The organism is Aquirufa rosea, from assembly GCF_004118285.1.
GTDB lineage: Bacteria > Bacteroidota > Bacteroidia > Cytophagales > Spirosomataceae > Aquirufa > Aquirufa rosea.
In genome coordinates, this window is sequence record NZ_SDHY01000004.1 from 169,077 (window position 1) to 195,495 (window position 26,419).

General features: G+C 37.4%; 22 protein-coding genes. 10 read left to right on the top strand and 12 right to left on the bottom strand.

The window, feature by feature from the left end:
• Positions 1-27 precede the first annotated feature (27 nt).
• The 7 genes from ESB04_RS07915 to ESB04_RS07945 all read right to left on the bottom strand — a co-directional run bounded on the left by ESB04_RS07915 (position 28) and on the right by ESB04_RS07945 (position 8,893).
• Entirely contained in the window at positions 28-1,800 is a 1,773-nt protein-coding gene (locus tag ESB04_RS07915) for an AMP-dependent synthetase/ligase (protein ID WP_129027193.1), read from the bottom strand.
• 97 nt (positions 1,801-1,897) lie between these two features.
• Entirely contained in the window at positions 1,898-3,409 is a 1,512-nt protein-coding gene (locus tag ESB04_RS07920) for a tetratricopeptide repeat protein (protein WP_129027194.1), read from the bottom strand.
• Between the two features lie 273 nt (positions 3,410-3,682).
• A complete protein-coding gene (locus ESB04_RS07925; RefSeq protein WP_164969620.1) occupies positions 3,683-5,242 on the bottom strand; it encodes an Ig-like domain-containing protein in 1,560 nt (519 codons plus the stop codon).
• Between the two features lie 76 nt (positions 5,243-5,318).
• Entirely contained in the window at positions 5,319-6,203 is an 885-nt protein-coding gene (locus tag ESB04_RS07930; RefSeq protein ID WP_129027196.1) for a class I SAM-dependent methyltransferase, read from the bottom strand.
• A 1-nt stretch (position 6,204) separates the two neighbouring features.
• The gene (mnmG, locus tag ESB04_RS07935; protein ID WP_205749491.1) at positions 6,205-8,070 is read right to left on the bottom strand and encodes a tRNA uridine-5-carboxymethylaminomethyl(34) synthesis enzyme MnmG; all 1,866 of its coding nucleotides are present in this window, start codon (positions 8,068-8,070) and stop codon (positions 6,205-6,207) included.
• A 26-nt stretch (positions 8,071-8,096) separates the two neighbouring features.
• Positions 8,097-8,516 (bottom strand): rRNA maturation RNase YbeY, encoded by a 420-nt coding sequence (ybeY, locus tag ESB04_RS07940; RefSeq protein ID WP_129027197.1) that lies wholly within the window; start codon positions 8,514-8,516, stop codon positions 8,097-8,099.
• Between the two features lie 23 nt (positions 8,517-8,539).
• The gene (locus tag ESB04_RS07945; protein WP_129027198.1) at positions 8,540-8,893 is read right to left on the bottom strand and encodes a YraN family protein; all 354 of its coding nucleotides are present in this window, start codon (positions 8,891-8,893) and stop codon (positions 8,540-8,542) included.
• Between the two features lie 66 nt (positions 8,894-8,959).
• Here ESB04_RS07945 and lipB point away from each other — a divergent pair, with 66 nt between their 5' ends.
• The gene (gene lipB / locus ESB04_RS07950; protein ID WP_129027199.1) at positions 8,960-9,700 is read left to right on the top strand and encodes a lipoyl(octanoyl) transferase LipB; all 741 of its coding nucleotides are present in this window, start codon (positions 8,960-8,962) and stop codon (positions 9,698-9,700) included.
• Between the two features lie 3 nt (positions 9,701-9,703).
• Positions 9,704-10,438 (top strand): 3'-5' exonuclease, encoded by a 735-nt coding sequence (locus ESB04_RS07955; RefSeq protein WP_129027200.1) that lies wholly within the window; start codon positions 9,704-9,706, stop codon positions 10,436-10,438.
• Here the strand turns inward: ESB04_RS07955 and ESB04_RS07960 are convergent.
• From ESB04_RS07960 to ESB04_RS07970, 3 genes are read right to left on the bottom strand one after another with little or no spacing between them, the layout of a single operon-like run.
• Positions 10,425-11,060: a NeuD/PglB/VioB family sugar acetyltransferase gene (locus ESB04_RS07960; protein WP_129027201.1), complete on the bottom strand. Its 636-nt coding sequence runs from the start codon at positions 11,058-11,060 to the stop codon at positions 10,425-10,427. The two genes, ESB04_RS07955 and ESB04_RS07960, sit on opposite strands and share 14 nt — an antisense overlap.
• Position 11,061: 1 nt before the next feature.
• Entirely contained in the window at positions 11,062-12,258 is a 1,197-nt protein-coding gene (locus tag ESB04_RS07965; protein WP_129027202.1) for a M14 family zinc carboxypeptidase, read from the bottom strand.
• Positions 12,258-13,478, bottom strand: coding sequence for a chloride channel protein (locus ESB04_RS07970; RefSeq protein WP_129027203.1), 1,221 nt, complete (start codon positions 13,476-13,478; stop codon positions 12,258-12,260). Before ESB04_RS07970 ends, ESB04_RS07965 begins: the two co-directional genes overlap by 1 nt.
• 139 nt (positions 13,479-13,617) lie before the next feature.
• On the opposite strand from ESB04_RS07970, the gene ESB04_RS07975 reads away from it, so the two are divergent.
• From ESB04_RS07975 to ESB04_RS07985, 3 genes are read left to right on the top strand one after another with little or no spacing between them, the layout of a single operon-like run.
• Complete coding sequence (locus ESB04_RS07975) at positions 13,618-14,991, top strand: DEAD/DEAH box helicase (protein ID WP_205749492.1); 1,374 nt, start codon at positions 13,618-13,620, stop codon at positions 14,989-14,991.
• Between the two features lie 9 nt (positions 14,992-15,000).
• Positions 15,001-15,702 carry a tetratricopeptide repeat protein gene (locus tag ESB04_RS07980; RefSeq protein WP_129027205.1) on the top strand — a complete coding sequence of 234 codons (702 nt, stop codon included), beginning with the start codon at positions 15,001-15,003 and terminating at the stop codon, positions 15,700-15,702.
• A gap of 16 nt (positions 15,703-15,718) precedes the next feature.
• Entirely contained in the window at positions 15,719-17,233 is a 1,515-nt protein-coding gene (locus tag ESB04_RS07985) for a GH3 auxin-responsive promoter family protein (protein ID WP_129027206.1), read from the top strand.
• Position 17,234: 1 nt separating this feature from the next.
• Here the strand turns inward: ESB04_RS07985 and ESB04_RS07990 are convergent, their stop codons facing one another.
• Together ESB04_RS07990 and ESB04_RS07995 are read right to left on the bottom strand one after the other, a co-directional pair.
• Positions 17,235-17,753, bottom strand: a complete 519-nt coding sequence (locus tag ESB04_RS07990; RefSeq protein WP_129027207.1) for a gamma carbonic anhydrase family protein — start codon at positions 17,751-17,753, stop codon at positions 17,235-17,237.
• Between the two features lie 9 nt (positions 17,754-17,762).
• The gene (locus ESB04_RS07995; protein ID WP_129027208.1) at positions 17,763-18,275 is read right to left on the bottom strand and encodes a KdsC family phosphatase; all 513 of its coding nucleotides are present in this window, start codon (positions 18,273-18,275) and stop codon (positions 17,763-17,765) included.
• 115 nt (positions 18,276-18,390) lie between these two features.
• On the opposite strand from ESB04_RS07995, the gene ESB04_RS08000 reads away from it, so the two are divergent.
• The 5 genes from ESB04_RS08000 to ESB04_RS08020 all read left to right on the top strand — a co-directional run bounded on the left by ESB04_RS08000 (position 18,391) and on the right by ESB04_RS08020 (position 26,404).
• The gene (locus ESB04_RS08000) at positions 18,391-23,010 is read left to right on the top strand and encodes a hypothetical protein (protein WP_164969621.1); all 4,620 of its coding nucleotides are present in this window, start codon (positions 18,391-18,393) and stop codon (positions 23,008-23,010) included.
• Between the two features lies 1 nt (position 23,011).
• Positions 23,012-23,803, top strand: coding sequence for a lysophospholipid acyltransferase family protein (locus ESB04_RS08005; RefSeq protein ID WP_129027210.1), 792 nt, complete (start codon positions 23,012-23,014; stop codon positions 23,801-23,803).
• A 3-nt stretch (positions 23,804-23,806) separates the two neighbouring features.
• Entirely contained in the window at positions 23,807-24,496 is a 690-nt protein-coding gene (gene recO, locus ESB04_RS08010; RefSeq protein WP_129027211.1) for a DNA repair protein RecO, read from the top strand.
• Positions 24,463-25,944 (top strand): M61 family metallopeptidase, encoded by a 1,482-nt coding sequence (locus tag ESB04_RS08015; RefSeq protein ID WP_129027212.1) that lies wholly within the window; start codon positions 24,463-24,465, stop codon positions 25,942-25,944. The genes recO and ESB04_RS08015 overlap by 34 nt, the downstream gene beginning before the upstream one ends.
• 109 nt (positions 25,945-26,053) lie before the next feature.
• The gene (locus ESB04_RS08020) at positions 26,054-26,404 is read left to right on the top strand and encodes a helix-turn-helix domain-containing protein (RefSeq protein ID WP_129027213.1); all 351 of its coding nucleotides are present in this window, start codon (positions 26,054-26,056) and stop codon (positions 26,402-26,404) included.
• Positions 26,405-26,419 lie beyond the last annotated feature (15 nt).

Sequence of the window (26,419 nt, forward strand, 5' to 3'; positions counted from 1 at the left end):
CTAAGGAATTAAAGGTATCAAACTCCTCTAATCATACAAGCCCAAGATCAATTTTTCATACTTGGAAACGATGATCTTTCGCTTCAACTTTAATGTGGGGGTTAATTCTCCATCTGTAATGGTGAATAATCTTGGTAATAGAACAAACTTTTTAACTTGTTCAAACTTAGCGACGGAAGACATGGTCATCAAAACCTCCTCATTCATTTTTTCCAATACCTTCGGATGTACAATCATTTCTTCAGGAGTCGTCACATGAATGTCCTGCTGCTTACACCAAATCTGTAAAGCATTAAACTCAGGAATAATCAAAGCAGAAGGGAATTTCTGACCTTCTCCAACCACCATGCACTGTTCAATAAATGCCGATTCCTTCAACTTATTTTCAACCAATTGGGGTGCCACATATTTACCTCCTGAAGTTTTAAATATTTCCTTCTTTCGATCCGTAATTTTCAGGTATTTTCCCTCCACTAATTCTCCGATATCTCCCGTGTGAAACCATCCTTCTGAGTCAATGGCTTCAGCCGTAGCCGTTGGATTGTTATAATATCCTGGCATAACCGAATCTCCCTTCACACAAATTTCTCCATCTTCGGCAATTTTCAATTCAATACAATCCAACAAAGTTCCTACACATCCTACTTTAAAATCGGGAGGACTAATCTTGGAAACGGAAATAACAGGAGAGGTCTCTGTTAAACCATATCCTTCAGCAATTGGAATATCTGCAGCCCAAAATATTCTAGATAAACGAGGCTGAAGTGCTGCAGAACCCGAAGTAATAGCCCTAATATTTCCACCCAAAGCCTCTTGCCATTTACTAAAAATCAATTTCCTGTAAATGGAAAGTTTAATACCATCTAAAAAGCCCAACTTCTCCATTGGATCATATTTCAAACCGAAATCAATCGCAGCAAAAAATAATTTTCGCTTAAAACCAGTCAATTCATTCCCTTTAGCCAACACTCTGTCATACACCTTTTCCAATAAACGAGGCACAGTAGCAAACATGGCTGGTTTAACTTCTCTTATATTCTCGGCTACAGTATCTAAATTTTCTGCATAATAGATAGAAACACCATAAAATAAATACAGATAAAGATTTGTACGCTCATATATATGACACATAGGCAAAAAGCTCAACACCTTATCCCTCGGGTTAATTTGAAAAAAATCTCCTCGGTCCAAAGATTTCACATTGCTTATGATATTATGGTGGGTTAACATTACCCCTTTAGGCCTACCTGTAGTACCCGAAGTATAAATTAATGTCAATAAATCATTGGGCTGAACAGAACCTTTGATTGGCTCCAATTTACTTGCATCCTTACCTTGACCTAATTCCTTTACTTCTGTCCATAAATTTGCTCCTGCAATAGGATCAAAAGTATAAATTGACTTAATTTTTTGATTGTCTTTAGCTGCTTCTTTAGCTTTTAAGTACAATTCCTCGTTTTCAGCAAAAACTAGCTTAACTCCTGAATCCTCAAAAATGAAAGCATAATCCTCTACCGTAATAGTCGGATACAAAGGAACCGTCACTGCTCCTAAGATTTGAACTGCAAAATCAACAAAATTCCACTCCGGTCTATTGGTAGAAATAATGGCCACTTTGTCGCCTGGTTGAATATCTAAACTCAACAAGCCTAAGGCTAATTCATTGATTATTTCTAAGGTATCTTTGTTCGAATAGTTTTTCCAGTAACCATCCTCTTTTTTATTTAATAAATCAGACTTGTGGAAGTTTTCATAAACTTTTAACAAATCAAATACACGTGTTAATGAAGCATGTTTCATATCTAAAATGGTTCTAGTATATATAAATCAAAGTTAGATAAATCTCAGAAAGAAAATATGAGATTTAAGTTATTTTTTAGGATATAATTTATACACTTTATGGTTTAGCTAATTTGCTTCTTATTTCTTGAAGATAAATGCTACTGGGGTATTTAGTGATGAATTGTAGACCTAATTCTCGATCCTTAAAACCATTCAAACGTAAGTAGTGATAAAGCGCATCATCACCATAAATATCTAATTCAAAACGTTCATAAATCTCTTTGTATAATTTCTTTGCCTCTTCCCACTGACTTTTTTCCAAGGCCCTGCTTGCCATCTGATAAAGAATATCATCCTCTAAACTTTGACCCTTTTGATCCTTCAGCAATTGCTCCAATTTTGAATCGGCCTCTAGAACCTTTTTTTGCTCGTACAACCATTGAATGGTAGCAAAAGTTTTTAAAGCGGTTTCCAAGGAATCTACTCCAGTATTATCTTCTATAACCCAACTCAAATTCAATGCATCATTGGCAATTTCCTTTTGAGTACTTTGCTTTAAAACATCAAAATTGGCCTTGGCTAACTCAAAGTCACCAGTATAATAATAAAGTTTACCCATTTTTAATTTCGCTTCATAAGCTATAGGTGAATCCTTTACTTGTTTTTCTACTTGTGCATATTGAATCAATGCATCATACTTTTTACCTGCGAATAAATATAAGTCGCCCAATTCCAATTTCATTTGAGCTTGCACATAGACATTAAATTCTGATAATTCTATCCCCTTTCGATAAACTTTTTCGGCTGAATCCAATTGATTCAATTGAAACAAAAATATTCTCGCCTCAGATAAATAGCTTTCTACTGTAGTGGGATTTATCCCACGATCCCTTCTTAAGTCCCGATATGATTGAATCAAATTAGAAAACTCGGTTTTATCAATGGCTTGTTTATTTTGAATACTTTGCTCACGAGAAGCTAATAAAATTTGTTTCCAATAAGCAACTTGCGGAGATTTTGGATAAGACTTAATCAAGTAATCGAATACTTGATTTACCAAAGGCCATTGCTGTCTTTGAAAAGCCATAATACCAAAATCGGTAATTTCCTTTCCTCCTTGTTTAAGACGCATGTCCAATGCCCTCCTATGAATCCAAACTTTTTCCCATTGTTGATTCAATCCATACCAATGAATCAATAACTCCACTGGCTCCACCTGTTCAGGTTTTGCTTGAACTAAAGAAACTAATACCTGTTCTACCTCCCGATTCGAGATTCTCTGTTCGTATAAATCTAGCAACCAATCCTTAGATTTATCTAATTCCTGCTGACTAATCAACTTATCAACAATTTGTCCACAGTACTTAATCCAAAATGATGCTAAATTTTCTTTAATTATTTCATTAAATGAATAAAATGTTAAAAATGAATTATTACTTAAGTTTTTTGTAAACAATTCATCCAATTGTTTGAACTTTTTTTTCTCCTTTTTAATCTGTACAATCTGATGGAGCTTTTGGACAAACAGGGAATCAGAACTTTTAATTATCGGAGCACCTAAGGATACATGGTATCCAAGGAATAGTAAAAAAAGAACTAGGAAAGGTTTAGAAATACTTTTCCACATGATATTATTTAAAAAAGTAAAAAAATTTAAAATCTTTTTTTTGTTTCTTGTTGTTATTTGATGTGGATAAGTGGATAAGATCTAATTTGATTTATAAATACTTAATTATTAAGTATTTAAGTATTTTTTGTTGAGTTTAATCTTGTAGATAACTTTTAGTTTTTCTGTGGAACGATGCTATTCAATTGTCTATATGTTTTGCCTATTTCATTTTATCCACAATTATTAATTAAATTGTTTATTTATTCCACGACTTTACACAAGTTTTCCACACTATTTTTGAACATTTATCAACAAATCGGAAATTTGAAAATTGGCTTTTAATTTGATTTTACTTTCAAAGAAATGGACAGTTTCTGATTTTCTTTTTTGTTTAAAGTTGCCAATATCCCAATAACCATTATTGTTTTCGTCTACGATAACTCGTATTATATATAATCCTGGTTCCACGTGCTTAAATTCAAATTGATTTTGGGTTTTTACCGTGAGGTATGGCTCAAAATTATCAGCTTTGAGCAATTCAACGATGAAGTGTGAATTTGATTTAGCAGAAATAACTTTCCCGTCTATACTTCCATAATTTTCTGTATCCTGCCATTCTAATTTTTGTGTGTAGACATTGCTACTGTCTGTCTCTACACCAATAAAAGTATTTTTATTGATATATAATTCAAATTTTGTCCGGCTAGGCAAATATAGATTTTTTATGACCAAATTATTTTGAAATTGATTCCATTGAAAAGCTTCGTCTGGTAAGCTTAATACTTCTCCTTCCTCTGTTTTAAATTGTAGGCCGTTTGAAACCCATTGATGTACAGGTTTCGTAAATTTAATTTGAATCGAATCCAAGGGAGACAAAAGTTTGCCTAGTCCTGGTTTTACCTCAAAGTTCAATTCTACTCGTTGTACCTTTTCCTTTCTAGTTTGTTCTCTGAATTTAATTTTTAAAGGAACTTGATAGCTTCTATCGAGTGAATCGGTCAATTTGGCTCGTATAAATAGTGTATCGGTACTTGACTGATTCAGCTGATAAAATCGTATGTTTTTGTTATCCTCTAACTGATAATACAGATTTGTTTTAGGAGCATTTTCTAACTGGATGGATTTGATGCCACGGTTAAATTCATACAGGACGGTTTTGACCGTTGCTGTACTTTTATTGATTTTTAAGGAGTCTTGATTTTGCAAGCTAATGGCAAAATTCTGTTCCATATTTTTATTTAAATCGATGTAGCCTTCCGTTATAAAATCAACGGGCTCCTTATTGGAATTATAAAGAAGATTATTGTTTATATCATGAAAGGCCGCCATGTAATATTTCCCTTTGGCCAGGTTTTCTAATAAATAATTTCCTGATGTATCTGTTTTGACGAAATAATACGGTTTTGTAGTATTGATGGATACAGAATCATTCCAGGGATAGAGGGCAACTAAAATATTTTCTGGATGCTTTTGATTTAGTAGCTGTTTGACGTTTCCTTTGATTTGTAATGAATCAATGTCATTGGAAGTACTGAAAACCAATTTAATGTTTTTACCTACATTTCTTTCTGAAGCGTCTTCAATCGCGTTTCTAAAATTAAAGGTATATGTTGTATTATCTTTTAAGGTACTATCAATGGTAATACTGAGTCCTTTGGGATTTATTTTGGTTTGATAAGTTCCTATAGAAGGCGTGATCAAAAGTTCCTGATTTAAATTTCGAATGGATACATATTCATTGAAAATTAATTCGATCTTTTTTCCTTTAAAGTTTTTGCTTTTGTTAAGCGGAACGGATTCTAAAATTTTGGGAGCCAATGTATCTTTTTTTCCACCTGGAGGATTGGCCATTTGGGCACAACTTTGCAGTAGCAAAGGGATGAACAATGCCAATATTAAAATTATTAGAATATAGTTTTTAAGCTTATCAAGCATGTTCAAAGATGTATAAATTACTCGAATAATTTCCCTTGGCAAAATAAGCCTTTAGGTTTGAAATTAATCCAATGAAAAACGATTGGATGACTTTTTTATTACCCGTTTTATATTCATGGCTCATGAGAGCAATATAAAAGCTGTCGAATAGAAGCCCCCTTTTCTTTTGTAGTTTAAACCCATATTGTTTTGCGATGTATTGTATCGTTTTGGGTGTAAAATGGTAGATATGTCTAGGGACATCATAAGCTGCCCAATATTCTTTGAAAAAATGAGCGTCATAACTATGGCAATTGGGTAGTGCGATTAATAATTTCCCTTTTTGATCTAAGGCCTTTTGGAAGAAAGCAAAATACTCATGTAATTCATATACATGCTCTAAGACATGCCAAAGCGTAATGATTTGAAATACTTGTTTTTCTGGTATGCTGTCTAGTTTTGGATAAATAGAAATTCCGGTAAGTTCACTTGCTTTTTTGGCAGTATTGGGATCTAATTCCATCCCATGAATGTTCCATCCCTTGTTTTGGCAAGCGTGTAAAAAGTGTCCTGTTCCACAACCTATATCGAGTAGATTTTTGGTTCCTTTCTGATCTTTTTGTATCCAGTTTGTTTTTAATTCTAGTGTGATGTTTCTAACACGTTGATATAGCTGATTGATAAAACCATCCTTGGTATTGCTATGTGAAATATACTTTTCTGATTGATAGTAGGGGCCTGCCTCTTCCGCTTTTGGCCTTGGATTAGTAAAGCGCAAACCACAATGCTGGCAGTCAACAATCTGAAATAGTTGTTCTGATACGGTATAATCTTTGGCTTCTAAAACCTTCGTGAAATTCGTGTTTTTACAAGCTGGACACTGATGTAATTCTTCCATATTATCGACCCATAAATAATAGTAAAATGGAGATGTCTGAAGCAGATACTCCTGATATTCTACTAGCCTGACCGATGGTGAGCGGTCGAATTGATTTTAACTTTATTCTTGATTCGGTAGATAAAGTTTTGATTTTATCGTAATCAAAATTCTCGGGAATTTTTAAATCTTCCATGGTCTTCATTTTGTCTACCATGAGTCTTTCTTTCTCGATATAACTTTCGTACTTAACGATAATTTCAACCTGTTCTATTACCTCTTGGGAATAGTCTTGTTGGATACTATTAGCCAAAGGATGTTGTACTATGGAACTGAAATTTAAATCAGATCTTTTCAACAAGTTGATTAAGGGTGTTCCTTCTCTAAGACTTGAACTACCCTGACTTTCTAACCAAGAGTTAAATTCATCGGGCTTCACTTTTGTGCTTTTGATATAATTCATGAGCTCTGTGACCTGCTCTTGTTTTTTGCGGAATTTCTCCATTCGGGTAGAGGTAGCCAATCCTAAATCATAGCCTTTTTGAGTCAATCGTTCATCGGCATTATCTTGTCTCAATAGGGTTCTAAATTCAGCTCGAGAGGTAAACATTCGATAGGGTTCGTCTGTACCTTTATTAATGAGATCATCGATTAATACTCCGATATAAGCGTCTGATCTGGACAGGGTAAACGGATTTAATTCTTGTGCTTTTCGGTGGGCATTAATGCCCGCAATTAGACCCTGACAAGCAGCCTCTTCATAGCCTGTAGTTCCGTTGATTTGTCCAGCAAAAAACAATCCTTGAATTAGCTTAGTTTCTAAGGTGGATGTTAATTGGGTTGGTGGGAAATAATCGTACTCAATGGCATATCCGGGACGGAATAATTTAGCTTTTTCAAAGCCAGGAATTAGGCGAATGGCTTCAAATTGAATTTCTTCTGGCAAGGATGTAGAGAAGCCATTAACGTATATTTCGACGGTGTTCCAACCTTCTGGTTCGACGAATATTTGATGACTGTCTTTATCGGCAAATCGATTGATTTTATCTTCTACAGAAGGACAATATCTAGGACCAAGTCCTTTAATTCTGCCAGCAAACATGGGAGATTTATCGAAGCCTTTTCTAAGTACTTCATGCACCTTGGTGTTAGTATGTGTAATCCAACAAGACCTTTGTTCCTGTATGGGACTTTCGGTTAGGTATGAAAAACTACTTGGATTGTCATCACCTTTTTGTTCTTCCATGGCAGCATAATCCAGGCTTCTTCCGTCCACCCTTGGAGGTGTTCCTGTTTTCATTCTACCTGATTCAAAACCTAATGTTACCAGCTGTTCAGTAAGACCAATTGCCATGGGTTCTGCCATTCTCCCTCCCCCAAAATGTTTTTCTCCAATGTGAATTAATCCATTAAGAAAAGTACCGTTGGTGAGAACAACTGTTTTGGCTTTAAACTCCATGCCCATTCGTGTTATTACCCCTTCGATGGATTGATTTTTGACGATTAATTGTTGTACGGAATCTTGCCAAAAATCAACTAATGGATTTTGTTCTAATGCCAATCGCCATTCCTCTGCAAAGCGCATGCGATCTGATTGGCATCTTGGCGACCACATGGCGGGCCCTTTAGATCGATTGAGCATTCGGAATTGAATCATGGTTTTATCGGAAATAATTCCAGACATACCCCCTAGTGCATCGACCTCTCTTACGATTTGTCCTTTCGCTACCCCTCCCATTGCTGGATTACAGGACATTTGTGCGATGGTTTGCATGTTCATGGTAATCAATAAAACGCTTGATCCCATTTGTGCAGCCGCATGAGCTGCTTCACAACCCGCATGTCCTGCTCCTACTACAATTACATCATATGCTTGTTGTTGCATCATCTATTTTGTTTCACGTGAAACATGTATTAATCTTTAAAATACTGTGTCAAATAATAATCCTCTTTGGCGGTCATGATTTCTTTATCATCTCTCTTTTTGTCTTTGTAACCCGCCAAATGCAACAACCCATGGACCATGACGCGTTGCAATTCGCTAGCTTCTGTAGCCAAATTTTTTCCATTTTCGAGTACTCTTTCATAAGAAATGAAGATGTCTCCTTCCAGTAAATGGTCATTTTCAGAATGATCGAAGGTGACAATATCGGTCAAAGTATCGTGGTTCAGAAACTGTTTATTGATTTCTAGCAGGTAATCATCAGAACAAAAAACGTAGTTAATTTCACCAATGGATTTGTTTTCTTCCGCAGCTACTGCTTTAAGCCAGGCTTTATGTTTGTTTTTGTGTGGAAGATTGAATTTGATATCCTCTGAGCAAAATTGTATCATATCATTTTAATCAAACAGCAAATTTAAGAAAAAGCATCCTCGAAATGTTCTAATTTACAAGCTTGTGGTAAAAAAGTAATGGAGATACTATCAAATCGTATTTCTTTTTCCCATTGATGTTCTATTTGAAATCGATTTGCTGCCTCGGATAGCAGGTTTATTTTGTGTTGATTAATCTGTTCTTCGGGGTATCCATGATCTGTTTGATGTTTGGATTTAACCTCTACGAAAACTAATATTTGTTCTTTTTGGGCAATGATATCAACCTCAGCTTTTCCTGCTCGATAATTTTTATCAAGTATTTGGTAGTTATTTCGCACTAAATACTCTACTGCTAGCCTTTCTGCCCGTTTGCCTAACTTTAAATGTTTTGCCATTCTCGTATCTTTGTGTTGCAAGGTAGCCACAAGAGAAATTCCCACACTTTTAAGAAGTGATAATTCATGATACAAAATAAAGATGTTCAATTTGTTGATATTGGTTTGTCACCTTATCAAGAGACCTGGGATTTGCAGGAGTCTCTGCTGGGTCGAATTGCCCAAATTAAACTGAATAATCGTCAACAAGCTCTTGTCTCTCCTACGCCCAATTTTTTGCTTTTTTGTGAACATCCTCATGTTTACACCCTAGGAAAAAGTGGAGACGAATCCCATTTATTGATGCAGGAGCCATTTTTAGCAAACATAGGTGCGAGTTTCTTTAGAATTAATCGGGGAGGAGATATTACCTACCATGGACCAGGACAATTGGTCGCTTATCCTATTTTGGACCTTGAAAACTTCTTTACAGATATTCATTTATATCTAAGAAAGTTAGAAGAAGCCATTATTTTAACGTGTCAAGATTATGGTTTAGTGGCTGGTAGAATTGATGGATTAACAGGTGTTTGGATAGATTATGAGAAAGAAAATGCTAGAAAAATCTGTGCTTTAGGAGTTAAAGCCTCTCGCTGGATTACTATGCATGGCTTTGCCCTGAATATTAACACTGATTTGACCTATTTCTCGCATATCGTTCCTTGTGGAATTGCTAGTAGAGGTGTTACCTCTTTGGAGCAGGAATTAGGCCGAAAAATGGATATGTGGGAAGTAAAAGAAAAGGTATTGAGCCATTTATGCCAATTGTTCGAATGTCACCTACAACATGTTTCACGTGAAACATTAAACCTAACCCATAATTCCTAAGATATGGACCCCAAAAAGAGTTTTAAAAACACCCTCTTTATTGATATTGAAACAGTATCTGGAGAATCTAATTTTTCCCTACTTTCAGATAAAATGAAAACATTTTGGCAAAGAAAGGCGAAGAATTTGAGCAATCCGCAAAATATATCACTAGAAGAATTGTATGTTGATCGGGCCGCATTGTTTGCCGAATTTGGTAAAATTGTAGTTATCGGAATGGGCTTTTTGTATCAAAATCGTAGCAAAGAATTGTGTTTGAAGGTAAAGACCATCGCTCATCATGATGAAAAATCTTTGCTTTTAGAATTCATTCAGTTTATCAATGAGACATATCAATCAAGGGAGTTGACCTTGGTTGCACACAATGGTAAAGAATTCGATTTTCCCTATTTGTGTCGGAGAATGTTGGTAAATGGATTGGAAATACCTAAACCGTTGCAATTACAAGGTAAAAAGCCCTGGGAAGTTTTGCATCAAGACACCATGGAGCTTTGGAAATTTGGCGATCGGAAGGTGTATATTTCTTTAGATTTATTGGCTGAATTGTTAGGGATTTCTGGTTCTAAATCGACCCTTACGGGCGATAAGGTTCATGGCGTTTATTACCAAGAAAAAAACCTCTCCAAAATAGCAGATTATTGTATGGAAGATGTGGTTACCTTAGCTCAACTATATCTTCGCTATCATTTTCTTCACATGGTGGAAGAAAAAAATATTGATCGAATTACATCAATTTAGCTGGGTTTCCAAATACTCTTTTAGAGGCTGCAACGTGTTCTATGACAACAGATCCAGCTCCAACGGTGGCTCCTTTTCCAATTTTTATGCTACCGACAATGGTGCTTTGGATACCAATGTAGCAGTTAGTGTCCAACTTACATTCTTTACCGATGACAGAACCGGCGCCGATTTGAACAAAATCTTCAATAATAGCTCCTGTTTCAACGATAACACCCGCACCTACGATACAATGGTCTCCCAGTTTTGCTTCTGGTTGTATGATGGCACCTGCTCCCACATAGACGCCATAGGCTAGATTTTTAATGTCGGAAATGATAGCAGAAGGGTGTATGGCGTTGACGGGTTTCACCTGACGATCTTCTATAATAGTTTCAATCATTTTTTTTCTTTCTGTGGGATTTTCTAAAGCCACAAACACGCCACAATTTTTACCTATTAAAGACCAATAAGATTCATCTTCGGTACTTCCTAATACTGGAATCTCTCCTATTTGGGTGTCTTTTTTCTTGGGATCATCATCTAAAAAACCATATATAACCACCTCATTTTTTTGAAAAATTGAGGCTACTTCCAAGGCAAATGAATTTACTCCAATGATAATTACAGGCAAAGATGTCATATTATGAATTAATTTTTTGTGTATAGTGGCTCAAATCAAATACGATTTCGCCATCTTTTTTCAATACGAGTTGATGATAAATACCTTCTTTTTTCAGTACTTTTTCAGCATGCAAATGTAAGTGTTCCCCGTCAATTTCCGTTAATCCATACCAAGAACTAAGATCTCCGAGGTCCTCTAGGATCCAAGAGTAAGCTATGGCGCCATTTTCTGTAGCGCGTTCTACAATATTTAAACCTATATCTGCTCTGTAAATAGGCTCATGGCTGTTTAGTGGAGCATTTTTTATTAAAATATCAAAGATTTGCCTTTCATTGGTTGGCAATGCTTGGTATTGATCCATGGTTTCATTTTGCCAAAAGCCAGTAGATATCGCATAAAAGGAATCCAGTAAGAGACATGCCTGGAATTTTCTTAGTGTATGTTTTTCTAGATCCCAACCTGCCCCACCAGATTCTACCAAAATCAGACCGTATCCTTTTTCCTGGGCATATTCACCAAATGCGCGAGGTTCGAAATCATCTGACCATTTGGCTATTTTCCTTTGAAAAACTGGGCTTAATTGCTTTGCCATTCGATTGGCTAATTGCGCGGCTCTTTTTCTAGAGGCTGTCCATGTACCCGCTTCATCACCTGTAGTGGCAAGGAAAGCAAAGTGAGTTTGATGTGGTGTTTTTCCTGCAGAATATAATCGGTTTTGATCGTGTAGATTGAATGAAAAATAGGGCGTAATTTCATGTAACCACTGAGCTAAAATTTTTGCCTCAGGACTGTTTTGTGTTTGAGCATCACGATTCATATCTATGCCCAGAGCAGTCTCTCTTGTCCACTTATTGGCGCCGTCTGCATTTAAGCGAGGAATAAAGAAAATACTTAATTTCTGATGCAATTCTTTCCTTAAATTATCAAAATGATCTCCACTTTGAGATAAAAAATGAAAAATATCGGCCAATGCCATGGTGGCCGTTGCTTCATCTCCGTGCATTTGTGACCATACAGCTATATGAGTAGGACCTTCTCCAAAGCGCAACTCTTGAATGGGTTTTCCTTCAAAAGTTTCACCTAATTTTCTGATTTTAAACGGACCTTTCTTTATCCATTCTTCAACTAATTGATTCCATAAATCTTCTGGAAATCGTCGCTGAGTAATACGATTTTCTTGAAAGCTTGAATAATGGTTTACGAGTAATGGAAACATTATGGATATAAAGGTTTAGGAATCCAGTTGGACCAATCTTGTTTTTTGAAAATACCATTTTTGCCTGATATATACATAACGATGAGGCAACAAATGAAGAAACAGAACCATGCCTCAGTTCCGAATAATTCTACTCCCATGGCAATGGATGTAAGGGGTGTTTTGGCGAGTCCGGTGTATAAGCAAGTAAAACCTATTGCAGCTAAAAATGGAGCAGGCCAAGAAAGTATTTCTTGAAAAGCGCTACTTGCATGGGCGCCTATTAAAAATAAGGGAGTTGCTTCCCCCCCTTTAAAACCTAAACCCAAACTTAAGGTGGTAGCAATCGTTTTGCTAATCGCGAAGCTTGCTGTTTCGTTTGATTCAAAGGGTCGGAGTAAAAATGAAGATCCTAATCCAATGCTCTCATGGAAATATGGAAAAGACAGAACAATGAGTAAAATACCACCTGCCAGAATGCCTTTGAGAATGAAATGGATAGGTATATGGGTAAAGATTTTTGAAATAGCGGATTCTAAGCGCGTATATATAAGCCCTAAAAGTCCTAAAAATAGCCCTATAATTAGCAATTTGGCCCAAAATGCCAGATTTATACTTGGTAAAAAAACGGTAGGATAAATGACATGATTTGTGTTCCACACGTGGAGACTGACCCAATTAGCCCCTACGGCAGAAAAAATACAGGGAAGGATGGACTTGAAGGACCATTTACCTACAGTAGCAATTTCAAGTCCAAAAAGACAGCCTGCCCAGGGAGTTCCAAAAACAGAAGAGAAGCCAGCCGATATCCCAGCTCTTATCCAAATCTTTTTTTCTTCATTATCTAATGAGAGTAAATTAGAAAATTGATGGGCTGCCACCCCTCCCATTTGAACAGCTGTTCCTTCTCTTCCAACGGAAGCTCCTAACAGTTGGCTTAACCAAGTACTCACTAAAATGTAGGGTCCCCATAAATCAGGGATATGATTTTTTTTCTCGTTGATACAATCGATGAGATCATTAGTTCCTAAAGAATGGACGGAATTTGCTGAGGTGGCAATCCATTGGAACAGGGCACCCAGCAGAGGTAAAAAATATAGTAAGGCTAAATGTTCAGATCGGTAGATTTGAATTTTATCTAATCCCCATAAAAAAAGAGAGGAAGCTGAGCCTACCAGGAATGAAATAGATAATCCCATGCCAATTCTAGAAAGCCAAATTCGGGTTTTCGATTTCACCATTTGTTTATTAGCAAGTTCAAAGTTAGGGAAATATTATAAGTGAAATAGTTTGATACATGTCAAATGGCTGCCATCTCAGTATTTCCATTTAATCGAATGAATTTAGCTACCTTTGTTAGATAGATAAATGTTAGGTAGAATGGCAGATTTTTTAAGTTTGGGATTGAATCCTCAATTACAAAGAGCTTGTGATGCTCTGGGTTATGATGGTCCTACACCAATACAAGAAAAGACCATTCCCTTGTTGCTTGGAGGTCACGACGTATTAGGAATTGCTCAAACCGGAACAGGAAAAACAGCAGCCTATGTTTTACCGCTTCTTATGCAATGTAAATATGCGCAAGGCCAAAATCCTCGCGCATTGATTTTAGCTCCAACTCGGGAGCTTGTCATGCAGATTTACACCGTCATGCAGGATTTAGCTCAATTTACTGATTTGAGGTTTTTAGCCTTGTATGGTGGTCTAGGCCCAAAAACGCAGATTCAGGCGATAGAAAATGGGATTGATATTTTAGTATCTACTCCAGGTAGATTTTTGGAGCTTTATCGTAAGGAAGTTATTGTAGTCAAGGAATTGAAGCATTTGGTGCTGGATGAAGCAGACAAAATGATGGATATGGGTTTTATGCCACAGATTCGCCAAATTTTGGAAGTAATACCCTATAAGAAACGTCAAAACGCCTTGTTTTCCGCCACTTTTCCTGAAAGAGTAGAAAATTTATCCCATGAATTTTTAGAATTTCCGCATAAAATTGAAATTACTCCTCAGGCTACGCCGGCGAGTCAGGTCAAGCAATTTGTATTTGATGCGCCTAATTTGAAAACAAAAATCAATGCATTAGAATATTTTCTGCAAAATCCTGAATTTGAAAGGGTTATGATTTTTTGTCGGAGTAAAGAGGTGGCCAATCAAGTGGAAAAATATTTAGCCAGAAAAGTATTATCGGAGTCTCAGGTTCGTGTGATTCACTCTAATAAGGGTCAGAATACTCGAATCAACGCCATGCAACAATTTAGAGAAGGATTGGTCAGGGTGTTGGTAACCACCGATGTGGCTTCCCGTGGAATCGATATTCCCAAAGTGTCGCATGTCATCAATTTTGATGTTCCATTGATTTATGAAGATTACGTACATCGCATTGGAAGAACGGGTAGAGCTGCTGAAATCGGAGAGTCTATTACCTTTGTTACCTTAGCTGAACGTTACCATTGGGCGAAGATTGAATCTATTATTCAGCAAAAAATAGACATAGAACCCTTACCATCAGCTATTTATGAGGAGGATACACCTTTCTTGGAGAGGCAAGATATGTTGAGGGCTGTGGATGATCAGCGCAAAAGAGAAGATCCTGATTTTAAAGGCGCATTTCATGAAAAGAAACATAAGTCAAGACCTAAATCATCCACTAATTCGAATCAAAAATCCTCATCCAAGACGTCATCTTCTCGAGGAAAAACAAAAAGTGCTTCAAAATTTCGCTCAAATACATCCTCCATTAAAAAGAAAAGGTAGATTTGTGCTATGATGATAAGGAAAAAAGGCTATTTAATCGCCATATTATTATGTATTTCAGCTCATGTATTAGCTGTTACACCCGCTGATTCTCTAGTGAAAATACCTCGTTACCAAGCTTTATTTGGTAAAAAGCCTTTAAATAAAAAGGATCAGGAAGAGGTGAATCAGATTATTACCAGTGTGGATCAAAGTTTTCCAAACCGGGCAGAGGGAGTAAAATTTTTATCTGAAAGGGCTTGGGAATACGTTGGAGAAGGTAAACTGGATACAGCGACTTTTCGCTTTAATCTTGTTCATGCTTTAGATTCTACAAGTGTAGAAGCCTATTGGGGTTTGGGTGTAATTGCTTTTCAACGATTGGATTTTCCTTCCTCAATTGAATTGTTGGGAAAAGGCCTGCAAATCAATCCTAAGCTTAGCGTGATGCGGGTGGATTATGCTATTGTGAAGTTAAGTTGTTATTTAAAAGGCATGACATGTGGGACTTTGGAAGAAGTAGATGCTTTATTGAGTCAAGCCTTACAAGAGGATCCCACCAATGCCAATGCTTGGATGAAGAAAAGTCAGGTGGCATTTTTGCAAGAAAAATACGAGCTGGCCTGGAGTTATTTCCATGAATGTCGAGCTTTGGATTTGACGCAATTGGATTTAAATTTTTCTCAGCAACTCATGGAAAAAATGCCTGATCCCAAGGGTATTTTTAAGTGATAATTAAGAGATTGCTATGGGGATTCGTTCATTTTTTGCTAAACCATTTGCCCGTTGGGTGGTCAATAAATACCGGCTGAACCCTTCTGAAGTACATGATAGGCAAATGTTTTGGTTAAAGTCCAATTTGAATAAGGCGAAATCAACGCTATTTGGGAGGGCTTATGGTTTTGAAAAAATTAAAAATTACACCGATTATAAATCTCGAGTTCCTATTTTTGATTATGAAGAACTAAGGCCATACATTGAGGAAGCAGTAGCGGGGAAATCTAATATTTTATGGCCAGGAAAGCCGGCCTATTTTGCCAAAACTTCGGGAACCACTTCAGGGGCCAAATACATTCCCATAAGTACGGAGTCGATGCCTTTTCATATTGCAGGAGCCAGAGATGCTTTATTACATTATGTTTATCACAGTGGAAATACTGCATTTTTAGATAGAAAACTTATTTTCTTATCAGGAAGCCCTACATTAGAATCGAAAAACGGTATACCCACTGGTAGGCTATCGGGCATTGTGAATCATCATGTTCCCTCCTATCTAAGAACGAATCAACTACCTTCTTATGAGACTAATTGCCTAGAGGATTGGGAAGAAAAGTTATCTCAGATAGTACGAGAAACGAAGGATCAACGAATGGGTTTGATTTCGGGAATTCCGCCTTGGGTGCAAATGTATTTTGATCGATTGGAGGCAGAAACGGGGAAAAAGATCGGTGATTTATTTCCTGATTTTCAGGTATTTGTGACAGGAGGAGTAAATTTTAACCCCTATAGAGAAAAGATTATAGAGTCCATAGGTCGGGGAATAGACGTGGTGGAAACCTATCCTGCCTCAGAGGGATTTATTGCCTTTCAAGATTCAACAGGAGAAGAAGGACTGCTTTTATTGGTGGATGCCGGTATTTTTTATGAGTTTGTTCCTACAGACACGTATTTTTCCGAGAAGCCTACACGTCTTTGTTTGTCTGAAGTAAAATTATGGGTGAATTATGCCTTACTTATGACTACAAATGCCGGACTTTGGGCATATTCCATTGGAGATACGGTTAAGTTTGTTTCATTGAACCCTTATCGGATAGTTGTTACGGGTAGAATCAAGCACTTTATTTCTGCTTTTGGGGAGCATGTGATTGCAGAGGAAGTAGAGCATGCCATGCGAGAAGCGATAGCGATTTGTCCAGAAACCAAAATAGTGGAATTTACAGTGGCCCCTCAAGTAAACCCGCAGAATGGATTTTTACCTCACCATGAGTGGTTGATTGAATTTGATGTGATGCCTGAGAATCTAGCATTGTTCAAATCCACCTTGGATGCCTCCATGCAGCGACAAAATATCTATTATAAGGATTTAATCGAAGGCAATATTCTGCAAACTTTGGTTATCCAAGCTTTAGAAAAAGATTCTTTCATCCAGCATATGAAATCAGAAGGTAAATTGGGGGGGCAGAATAAAGTTCCACGTTTATCCAATGATCGAACATTGGCGGAGGGATTACTTCGAATACAAACAAGCTCGAATTCTGAATAGATTATTGGGCTTGATCAAACCAACTGGCATATTTGACGTAATTCATGGCTGTACGCATAAATACTTCGGCAGCGTCCTCACTTACGGCTTTTAAAAATTTAGCTGGATTACCTGCATAAATACTTCCTGCGGGAATTCTCATACCTTGAGTAACCACCGCCCCAGCAGCAATGATACTTCCTGATTCTATGTAGGCTCCATCCATGATGATGGCACCCATACCTACTAATACACGATCTTCTATGGTGCAGCCATGGATGATGGCATTATGAGCAATGGAAACGTAGTTACCAATGATGGTTTCTGTTTTCTGATAGGTGCAATGAATGACTGCGCCATCTTGAACATTACTATAATCTCCTATCTGAATTCGGTTGACATCCCCCCGAATGACGGCATTAAACCAAATAGTACCGTGTTTTCCAATACTTACTTGGCCTACCACGGTAGCGTTGGGAGCTAACCATACATGTTCTCCAAATTGGGGTGATTTTCCTTCTACTGCTAATATAAGTGCCATATGATTGTGTTAATTAGGCCATTTTCCTTGAAGCTTCATGACTTTTTCAATGACATCTCTTACGGCTCCTTGGCCTCCTTTGAATGGAGATACATATTTAACCACTTGATGAATTTCGGGTATAGCGTCAAAAGGACAAGTACTTAGAATCTTAGGTCTAGATAAAATTTCCAGATCGGGTACATCATCCCCCATGTATAGGACTTCTTCTTCTTGAAGCCCAACTTCCTCTAACCAAAGATCAAACGTTTGAGACTTATTTTGAGCGCCTAATTTGCTATAAATATGTTGAAATTTTAAATTTTCTAAACGTTTTTGAACACCAGGATGACTACCACCTGTAATCACGCACATCTGGTAATTAGCTTGTCTAGCTTTCTCTATGGCATAGCCATCACGAATGTAAAAACTTCTGAAGTGTTCACCCGTTTCTAGCACATGGACTTGTCCATCTGTCATGACTCCATCTACATCAAAAACAAAGGCTTTTATACGATTAAATAGAGAAAGTACGTTCTGCATAATGGGCTTATTTACGGCAAATATCCTAAATTTTTATGTATTTTTACTGGCTTATCCCTTGGTTTAGCAGAATATGTTTCGGACTATTTTTATCTTTTTGCTTGTCACGTTCGGGATGGGGATATCCATTCAGGCACAAAAATTTTCTGATTCAAAAACGGAATTTTCTACGGAAGTAAAAAATTGGATGTTGTTGAGCCGAAATAAAGAAGCTCCTGCCATAGCCGAACAATGGATGTCCCAATGGCCATATGTTAATCTTAACGCCTCGGAACAAAACCAATTTGAAAAACTGCTTAAGTCGATGCCCACTATGGGCTTCAAATCGCCTCAATTAGCCTATTTATTTATTCGGTGTACTGTACAATTTAGTGATGATGCTGAGGCTCTAAAGAGCTTCATCCAAGTTTGGGAGAAATTAGTGGCTACAAAAGACATTAAGACGGCGCAAACCTTAGCTGAGGCGGTTGAAAACTGGCAATACAATCAACAAATTCCAGGCTTGGTAACTATTTTATTGAAAGTTAAGGGAAGGCTTTTAGTTACTTGGCCATCCGATGGAGTTCTTGCAGATTCTTTGGGTCAGAAAAGTCCTGACAACGACGGATGGGATGCACCCGGTTCTCCAGATATACCTACGCCCAATGCTGCGGATAAAAATTGGCTGGTTGAGACCAAAACAGCAGGGCCCATATTACTTTGGAAATTTCCAGAAATCATGTACAAAACGGGGCGAGATAGCCTGATGTTTACGTCTAAGTCTTTTCAATGGTCAGTTGTTAATAAAATTGGAAAAGGAAGTGAAACGGAATTGCCTGGCGGAATTTTGGGTTATTTGGATGCCACATGGAAAATCAAATCTTTTGAAATATTACCTAAAAAGGGCCAGTTAGTCGGGCTAGAGGGAGAATGGGTACAATTTGACAAAAATCTAGCAGGTAAAGGGAAAATAAGTATCAAGCGGAAATCTAATTCAAATTTGTTCCCCTTTGAATTTAGATCCATCGATATGATGCCTACGGCTATTCAAGAAAAATCTTGGAAAGCTAACGGACGCCTTTGGATTTTAAATGAGAAACGAGGCTTGATTTCCTCTACTAGTGAATTGGCGTATTTTCAAGTAATGTCAGAAAAACAGGTTATTGGCCAAATCACCACGAAACTGATGTGGCTAAGTGCAGAAGGAAATGTTAACATTCCCTCAGGTAAATTAGTAGCCTACATGGGGACGAAAGATACCTTACAGCATCCAATTATCCGAGCGAATTGGTATCCACTCCAGGAATTGTTGCACATTAGGAAAATAGAAGGTGGACCTATGGAACGATTGCTGTTCGAAGATTCATACCATCAGGTTAGAATTTCGGCAGATTTAGCTATTTTAAATCCACAGCTTAGAAAAATAGATTTTTTTAGATTGTCTGGTAAAAATCAAGTTCCTGCTTGGATAGAATCTTTTGATTATTTTGATGAAAGTAGAATAACGGCTTTGCAAGGTATTTTAAATTATAATCCCCTCAGAATCTTATATAACCAAATCATTGAGACAAAAAGTACACAGATTTATTTGAGGGATATTGCTGTCAAATATAAACGAGATTATGCCTCCCTGAAGTCAGGATTTATGATGTATCGGGATGCGGGATATATTAATTATCAAGAAGAAACAGATCAAATTTCCTTTACTAAAATGGGTAGACATTATGCCCAAGTTCAGTTTGAAAAGAAGGATTTTGATCGATTTTATGTGGCCTCATTTGCGGATTTAATTGATAAAGACTCTGCCAACATTAGTTTGGAGCTTGGGAGTCAAAAATTGATTGTTCGTGGGATCGATGAAATCCGCGTTTCAGACTCATTGAAAGCGAATTTTGTTCCGATAAATAAACAAGTAGTGTTTACGAAAGGACGGGATTTTGATTTTCATGGTGAGATTAAAGTAGGTAATTATCGATTTAGAGGGCCTAATTTTCAATTTAATTTTGCCGATTTTACTGTCAATTTCCCCAAAATTGATTCCATTACTTTTCTGCCTCGTTTGAAAGATGGCTCCCTAGGTACTCGCGAATTGGGTGGCCAATTTAAGTATGAGTCGGGTATGTTGCAGTTAAGTCCGCCCAATAATAAATCGGGACGCTTGGGTGTAGCCGCATATCCTAAACTGATTATACCTAAAGGAGTGACTACCTATTTTGACGAACCTTGGCGAGCAGCTGGTTTATACAGTAAAAAATATTATTTCAAGGTTCCTCGAATTGAATTGGACAGTCTGTTGTCCAAAGACATCACATTTGATGGTAGTTTTTATTCAGATGGACTTTTTCCGGTGTTGAAGACGAAATTGGAACTGATGCCAGATCAGTCATTTGGATTTAAATATTCGGTAAAAAGTCCATTGGATATTTATAAAAATCAAGCCAGGTTTACCTTGAATGAAAGCCTACTAATGGATCGAGAAGGATTACATGCTTCTGGTAATCTGTCGATTTGGGGTTTAAGTTCTCAGACCAAAACCACTACCTTTTATCCCGATTCATTGGTGGCAAAGGGAACGGAGGGAAAGCTGATAAGTGTATATCAAGGGAAAAACATTTTTCCTTCCGCTACTTTCGGAGCTCATCATTTACAATGGCATCCTTTGGTGGATAGTTTGTGGATATATCCTGAGAAAAATAGAATTAGCTTGTTCAATAATCAAATTCAACTAGCAGGAAATCTGGGTTTTCATCAAAAAAAGGTTTTTGGACAAGGGCAGATTTATTATGGAGATGGGGTATTTAGTTCGCAAAATTTTGTGTTTAGTTCCAATGCTTGGCAAAGTGATTTAAGTGACGTGAAGATAGGTAGGCAGATGAATTTGTTTAAACCATCTGTTTATGCACAATCCATTTCAGTGGAGGCAGTTATGGGGACGCAGAAAGTTACTATGCGGGCAAACAAATCCAAGTCAATATCGGATGATACCAGTACTTTACTATTCCCATTTATTGGTTATCAGAGTACCATATCGGAAGCTACATGGGATTTGACTGCCCAGCGGTTTAAGTTATCTGGAAAGTCGGGTTTTGAATTAAGTAGATGGACACAGGATTCTACTATGTTTAATCAGGATTCGACGATGAAGCAAAAGAAGATTGCTCAATCAGATCGAGGAATTATTCGAGCTAGCACGGCAGATTATGATTTAAAAGCTCAGTTATTGCAATTGGGAGGGGTAAAACAAGTGGGAATAGGTCCAGCCATCATATTTCCGGCAAAAGGATTATTTGCGATTCAAAAAGATGGCCAATTTAAACCATTTACGGCGGCGAGGGCTTTGTTAGATCCTGATAATAATCGACATGTGTTGAGTGATTTGCAGGCAACGGAAGCAAATGCAGACTCCTGGAAAGGAGAAGCTACGTATTTGTTGCCAAGGGCTTCAGGTGATAGCACGAAGATTAAAATGAGGAATTTTGCTTTTGTAGAGGAACCTGCCACTGCCAAAAAAGCAGCGGAAAAATACATTCAAGCGGAGGCTGTTTTAAGTGAAAAAGTCCCTTTGGCTCTTTCTGCTCATCAGCAATTTAAAGGGGAAATCTTTTTTAAGTCTAATCAAGAATTCTTGAATTTTAAAGGATTTATTCGTCCGGTGATTGGCCTATCTAATTTTAAAGCGGCTTGGATACCGTTTGAAAATGTGGGAGGAGAATCTCCTAATTTGAAATTGACCCCAAGTTTACGTGATGAGGCGGGAAGGCCAGTGACTGCAGGTATATTTATCAATGCCGACAATAAACTATATCCAACATTTTTGGGACCTCAATCCGACGATTTAGATCCGGTATTATATGCAGCAGAAGGCGAAGTATTGGAGGAAAAAGAATTTTATCAAGTAAAAGGTAAGCAAAGTGACATGAAGCTTTATGTTAAGGAAAAACGACTAGAGGCAGAGGGAGCCGTTCAGTTATTTACAGGAAATAAGTTGCTCACGTCATTTGGTAAAATCAGTATGTCTACGGATACCTTGATCCCAAGGTTAGATACATGGACCAGCTTGCAGTTCCCATTTGCTCCTACTATTTTAAAAGTTATGGGTGATAGAATCGTGAAATATAATTTGGAGGAAGGGTTAAATACTGTTTCTGCCGATGAACCAGAACAGCGGGATGATTATTTAAAACGGGCTGAACAAGTTCTTGGGAAAGTCATACCCGAGTCAATCAAGTCTAAAATGGATCAAAACCACATGGCTTTAGATAAGGTTTCACCCGAGTTTGCCAAGTCTATCAATTTTTCATCCATTAAATGGGCATGGTCACCCAATTTGAGTGCTTTTTATTCGGTAGGAGGAATTCCATTGGTCAATGTGGGACCTGTGGATATCAATAGTACTTTAAAAGGCTATATGGAGGTAATTAAAAAGCCTAGCAAAGAAGAGTTTTATGCTTATTGGGAATTGTCGGAAGATCTTTGGTATTATTTTGCTTATTTTAATGGTGAATTAGGAGTTTATTCATCCGACAATCAGTTTTTAGCCGCTGTCAGAGAGGCGGTTAAAAATGAGAAGAAAGATAAAAAAGAAGGGGAAGTTCGGGTAGTGGAAGCGGAAAGAGATGAGAAAGCGGCATTTTTAAAGAAGTTTTTGACCTTATATAGGCAAGATGCTCCTGTTAAAAAACCAGCGCCTAAATCTAAAGTAGCACCAAAACCTACTCCAGGAGCAAAACCTAAAACTAAATCCGGAGGATTTTAATATGGCATCCAAATTAACGCGTTTATTTCAATTGATGGACACCCTAGGTCTTGGAGAGCGAGACCCCTTTGGGAATCCTATTGTATTTAAGCGCATCATCATGTTGATTTTGGGTTTTTTGACCTACAGTCGACTGGTTATGTCGAATAAAACCAAAATTAAAGGAACAGAATACTTAGAGGAATTGCCAGAAAAAGGAGTTTTATTTTTATCTAATCATCAGACCTATTTTATGGATGTGATATGTTTGTATCATATCTTTTTTTCTGTCAAATGGGGATTTAAAAACTCCGTCAATTATCCCATATATCTTTTGGCACCGCGGTCCAATTTATTTTATGTGGCGGCGGCAGAAACCATGAAAGATGATGGCATAGTACCAAAGGTTTTTGCTCAGGCGGGTGCGATTTTGGTCAACAGATCTTGGAGAGCGAAGGGAGAAAATGTGAAAAGGGAAGTGGATTTAGAAGCGGTGGAAAAAATCAAAAAAGGCCTAGGTTTCGGATGGGTAATTAGTTTTCCTCAAGGAACCACTAAGGCATTTGCCCCATTGAGAAAAGGAACGGCACATTTGATTAAAGGCACCAACCCTATTGTGGTTCCTGTGCGAATCAATGGATTTAGACGAGCCTTTGATAAAAAAGGGCTCTTGTTAAAAAAGCGGAATACCCAATTGGAGGTAGAGTTTCGACCACCTATAACTTTCCGGGAAGAGGATTCAGTGGAGGCGATACTAAATAAAATTGCACTGGAAGTAGGCTTAAGTTTAGAGGAAGAAAATAAGGAACAGTAAGCCATGCAGCAGAAAACGCGGGGAATTGTTATCAATTATTTACGTTATCGTGAGACCTCCTTATTAATCAACATTTACACAGCAGAATATGGCATTGCCTCCTACATAGAAAATGGTGTTCGCTCAGCCAAAGCAAAGCATAAAATGGCTCTTTTTCAGCCATTAACAATGTTGGATCTGGAGGTATATCATAAACCCGGGAAAGGGTTACATCGTATTTCTGAGGCAAAATGTTATTTTCCTTATCAGCAAATACCCTTCGATATTGTCAAGTCTAGTATTGCCCTTTTTTTAAGTGAGATACTTGGAAAGGTATTGAAAGAGGAGGAAGGAAATGTGACATTGTTTAATTATTTGGAGGAGGCATTCCAGCACTTGGATAGATCAGAAAGCCCTGTGGAAAATTTTCATATTCAATTTTTATGGGAATTGAGTGCTTATTTGGGTTTTGGGTCGAGTAATTCTTCCGAGTTTTTTAAGCAAATGAGTCCTTGGATAACAGCGGAAAAAATAGGCGATCTATCTCCTATTTTGGATCAGTTAATTCATTCAGGTTTTGGGGTGGCTGTTTCCATGACGAAGCAGCAGCGTAGAGATTTATTGAGTCTGATGTTACATTATTATCAATTACATTTAGAGACAATCGGAGAAATTAGATCATGGCAGGTTTTACAAGAAGTGATGGCCTCATGAAACAGAGGAATAGTTATCGGATTAGTCGCTCCGCAAAGAATGATTCATTTTTGCAGATTGTTTTTCGCTTTCAAGTGGTAAATCCAGGGGATTTATGTTTACAGCTGCCTATTTGGCGACCAGGGAGATATCAGGCTCAACATTTTTCAAAAAATATCCCTCAAATTAAAGCATTTGCTGAATCAGGAAAGGAATTAACTCTTAGAAAAAAAGGCACTTCTGCTTGGGAAATGTATGTGGATGAAGCTCAAGAGATAGAGATAAGGTATTCCTATTATGCCCAACAAGCAGATGCGGGAGGTAGTGTTTCCTCTGCTGAAATGCTCTACATCAATTTCATCAATTGTTTGATTTATGTACATGGGGAGGAGTTGAAACCCTGTGAAGTGAAGGTGGATTTACCAGAATCTTGGCAAGTAGCTACTTCCTTGAAAGAGGTAAATTTAGGATGTTGGGAATCGTCTAATTATTGGGAATTGGTGGATTCCGTATTTTTAGCTGGCGAGTCGATTAGTATACATTCATGGAGGGAGGGAGAATATGAATTTTCGGCCGAGGGAATGGGTTTATCTGGATTATTTCATGAACGGATTTTAGGAGCCTATCAAAAAATTGTGGCCTATCAATTGTCCTGGATGGGGCATTTTCCCGTCAAGAAATATCGGTTTTTACATTGGATTAAAGAGGAGGCTTATTATCATGGCGTAGAACATCTTCATTCTACGATGATGGTATTGGGGCCTAGTAACAGGGATTTATATGATGATTTAATTGGCTTGGCCTCGCATGAATTTTTTCATGTTTGGAATATTGCGACTATTCGTCCCAAAGAATTATTACCCTATCGATATGACCAGGAAATATATTTTACTACGGCTTGGTTTGTAGAAGGTGTTACTACCTATTTGGGCGACTGGTTTTTGGTTGCCTCGGGAGTATATAGTTCAGAAGAATATTTGGCGGCCTTATTAGGTAATTTGAAGTTGCATTTTGAGCGCGATGGAGAGGCTAGACAATCCTTGATTGAAAGCTCCATCGACTTATGGTTGGATGGTTATGGGAAGGCCATTCCGGGAAAACGTGTTTCAATTTATTACAAGGGGGCTATTGTTGCCCTGGCGATTGATTTGTTGATTCGGAAAAAGTTCAATCATCGGAGGTCAATACGTGAGGTAATGCTACAAATGAATCAGCAATTTGGTATACCTCAACAAGGGTATGAGTTGGCAGATGTTTATGCCGTGGTAGAAGAAGTATATGAAGGGAGCCTGAAGGAGTTTTGGGAGATTTGGGTGGAGGGCAATGAGCCTTTGGAATTACCTTTAAATGAGTTGTTGGAATTTGTGGGATTACAAATAGAGATGTCAGATAGAGGATTACTATTGCATCATTTGCAAGACGAATTGAATGATGATGCTCGAATTTGGCTTCAAGGTGCTATCAATTAATTGATAATCGACATTTTTTGTCGTCAAATGATTGTAAATGTCACAAAAGTTTATTTTATGTCATTTGAAGCACACATCAATCCTCTAATTCTTTTGGAATTTTACTGCGATGAAAGACTTCGCAAAAAGTATTCGAAAAATTAGATCTGATAAGGGATATAGCCAAGATTATGTGGCTATGAAATTGAATATTTCGACCTCTTCTTATTCAAAAATTGAGCGCGGACAAACGGATCCATCTTTATCCAGGATGAAACAAATTGCGGAGGTATTGGAATTTGATTTGGGAGAAGTTTTGATGGAAAAACCTGCTTTGACTATTGGTAATACGCAGGAACTAAATTCAAATGAGGCTTATGGCTTTGTGATGAGGAAAGAATTTGAAGAATCCTTACGTTTGATTTTAGACTTGCAATTGAAAATTGCTCAATTGGCTGAAAAATTGGAGCAAGGAGGTTAAATTAATTCTGTAACT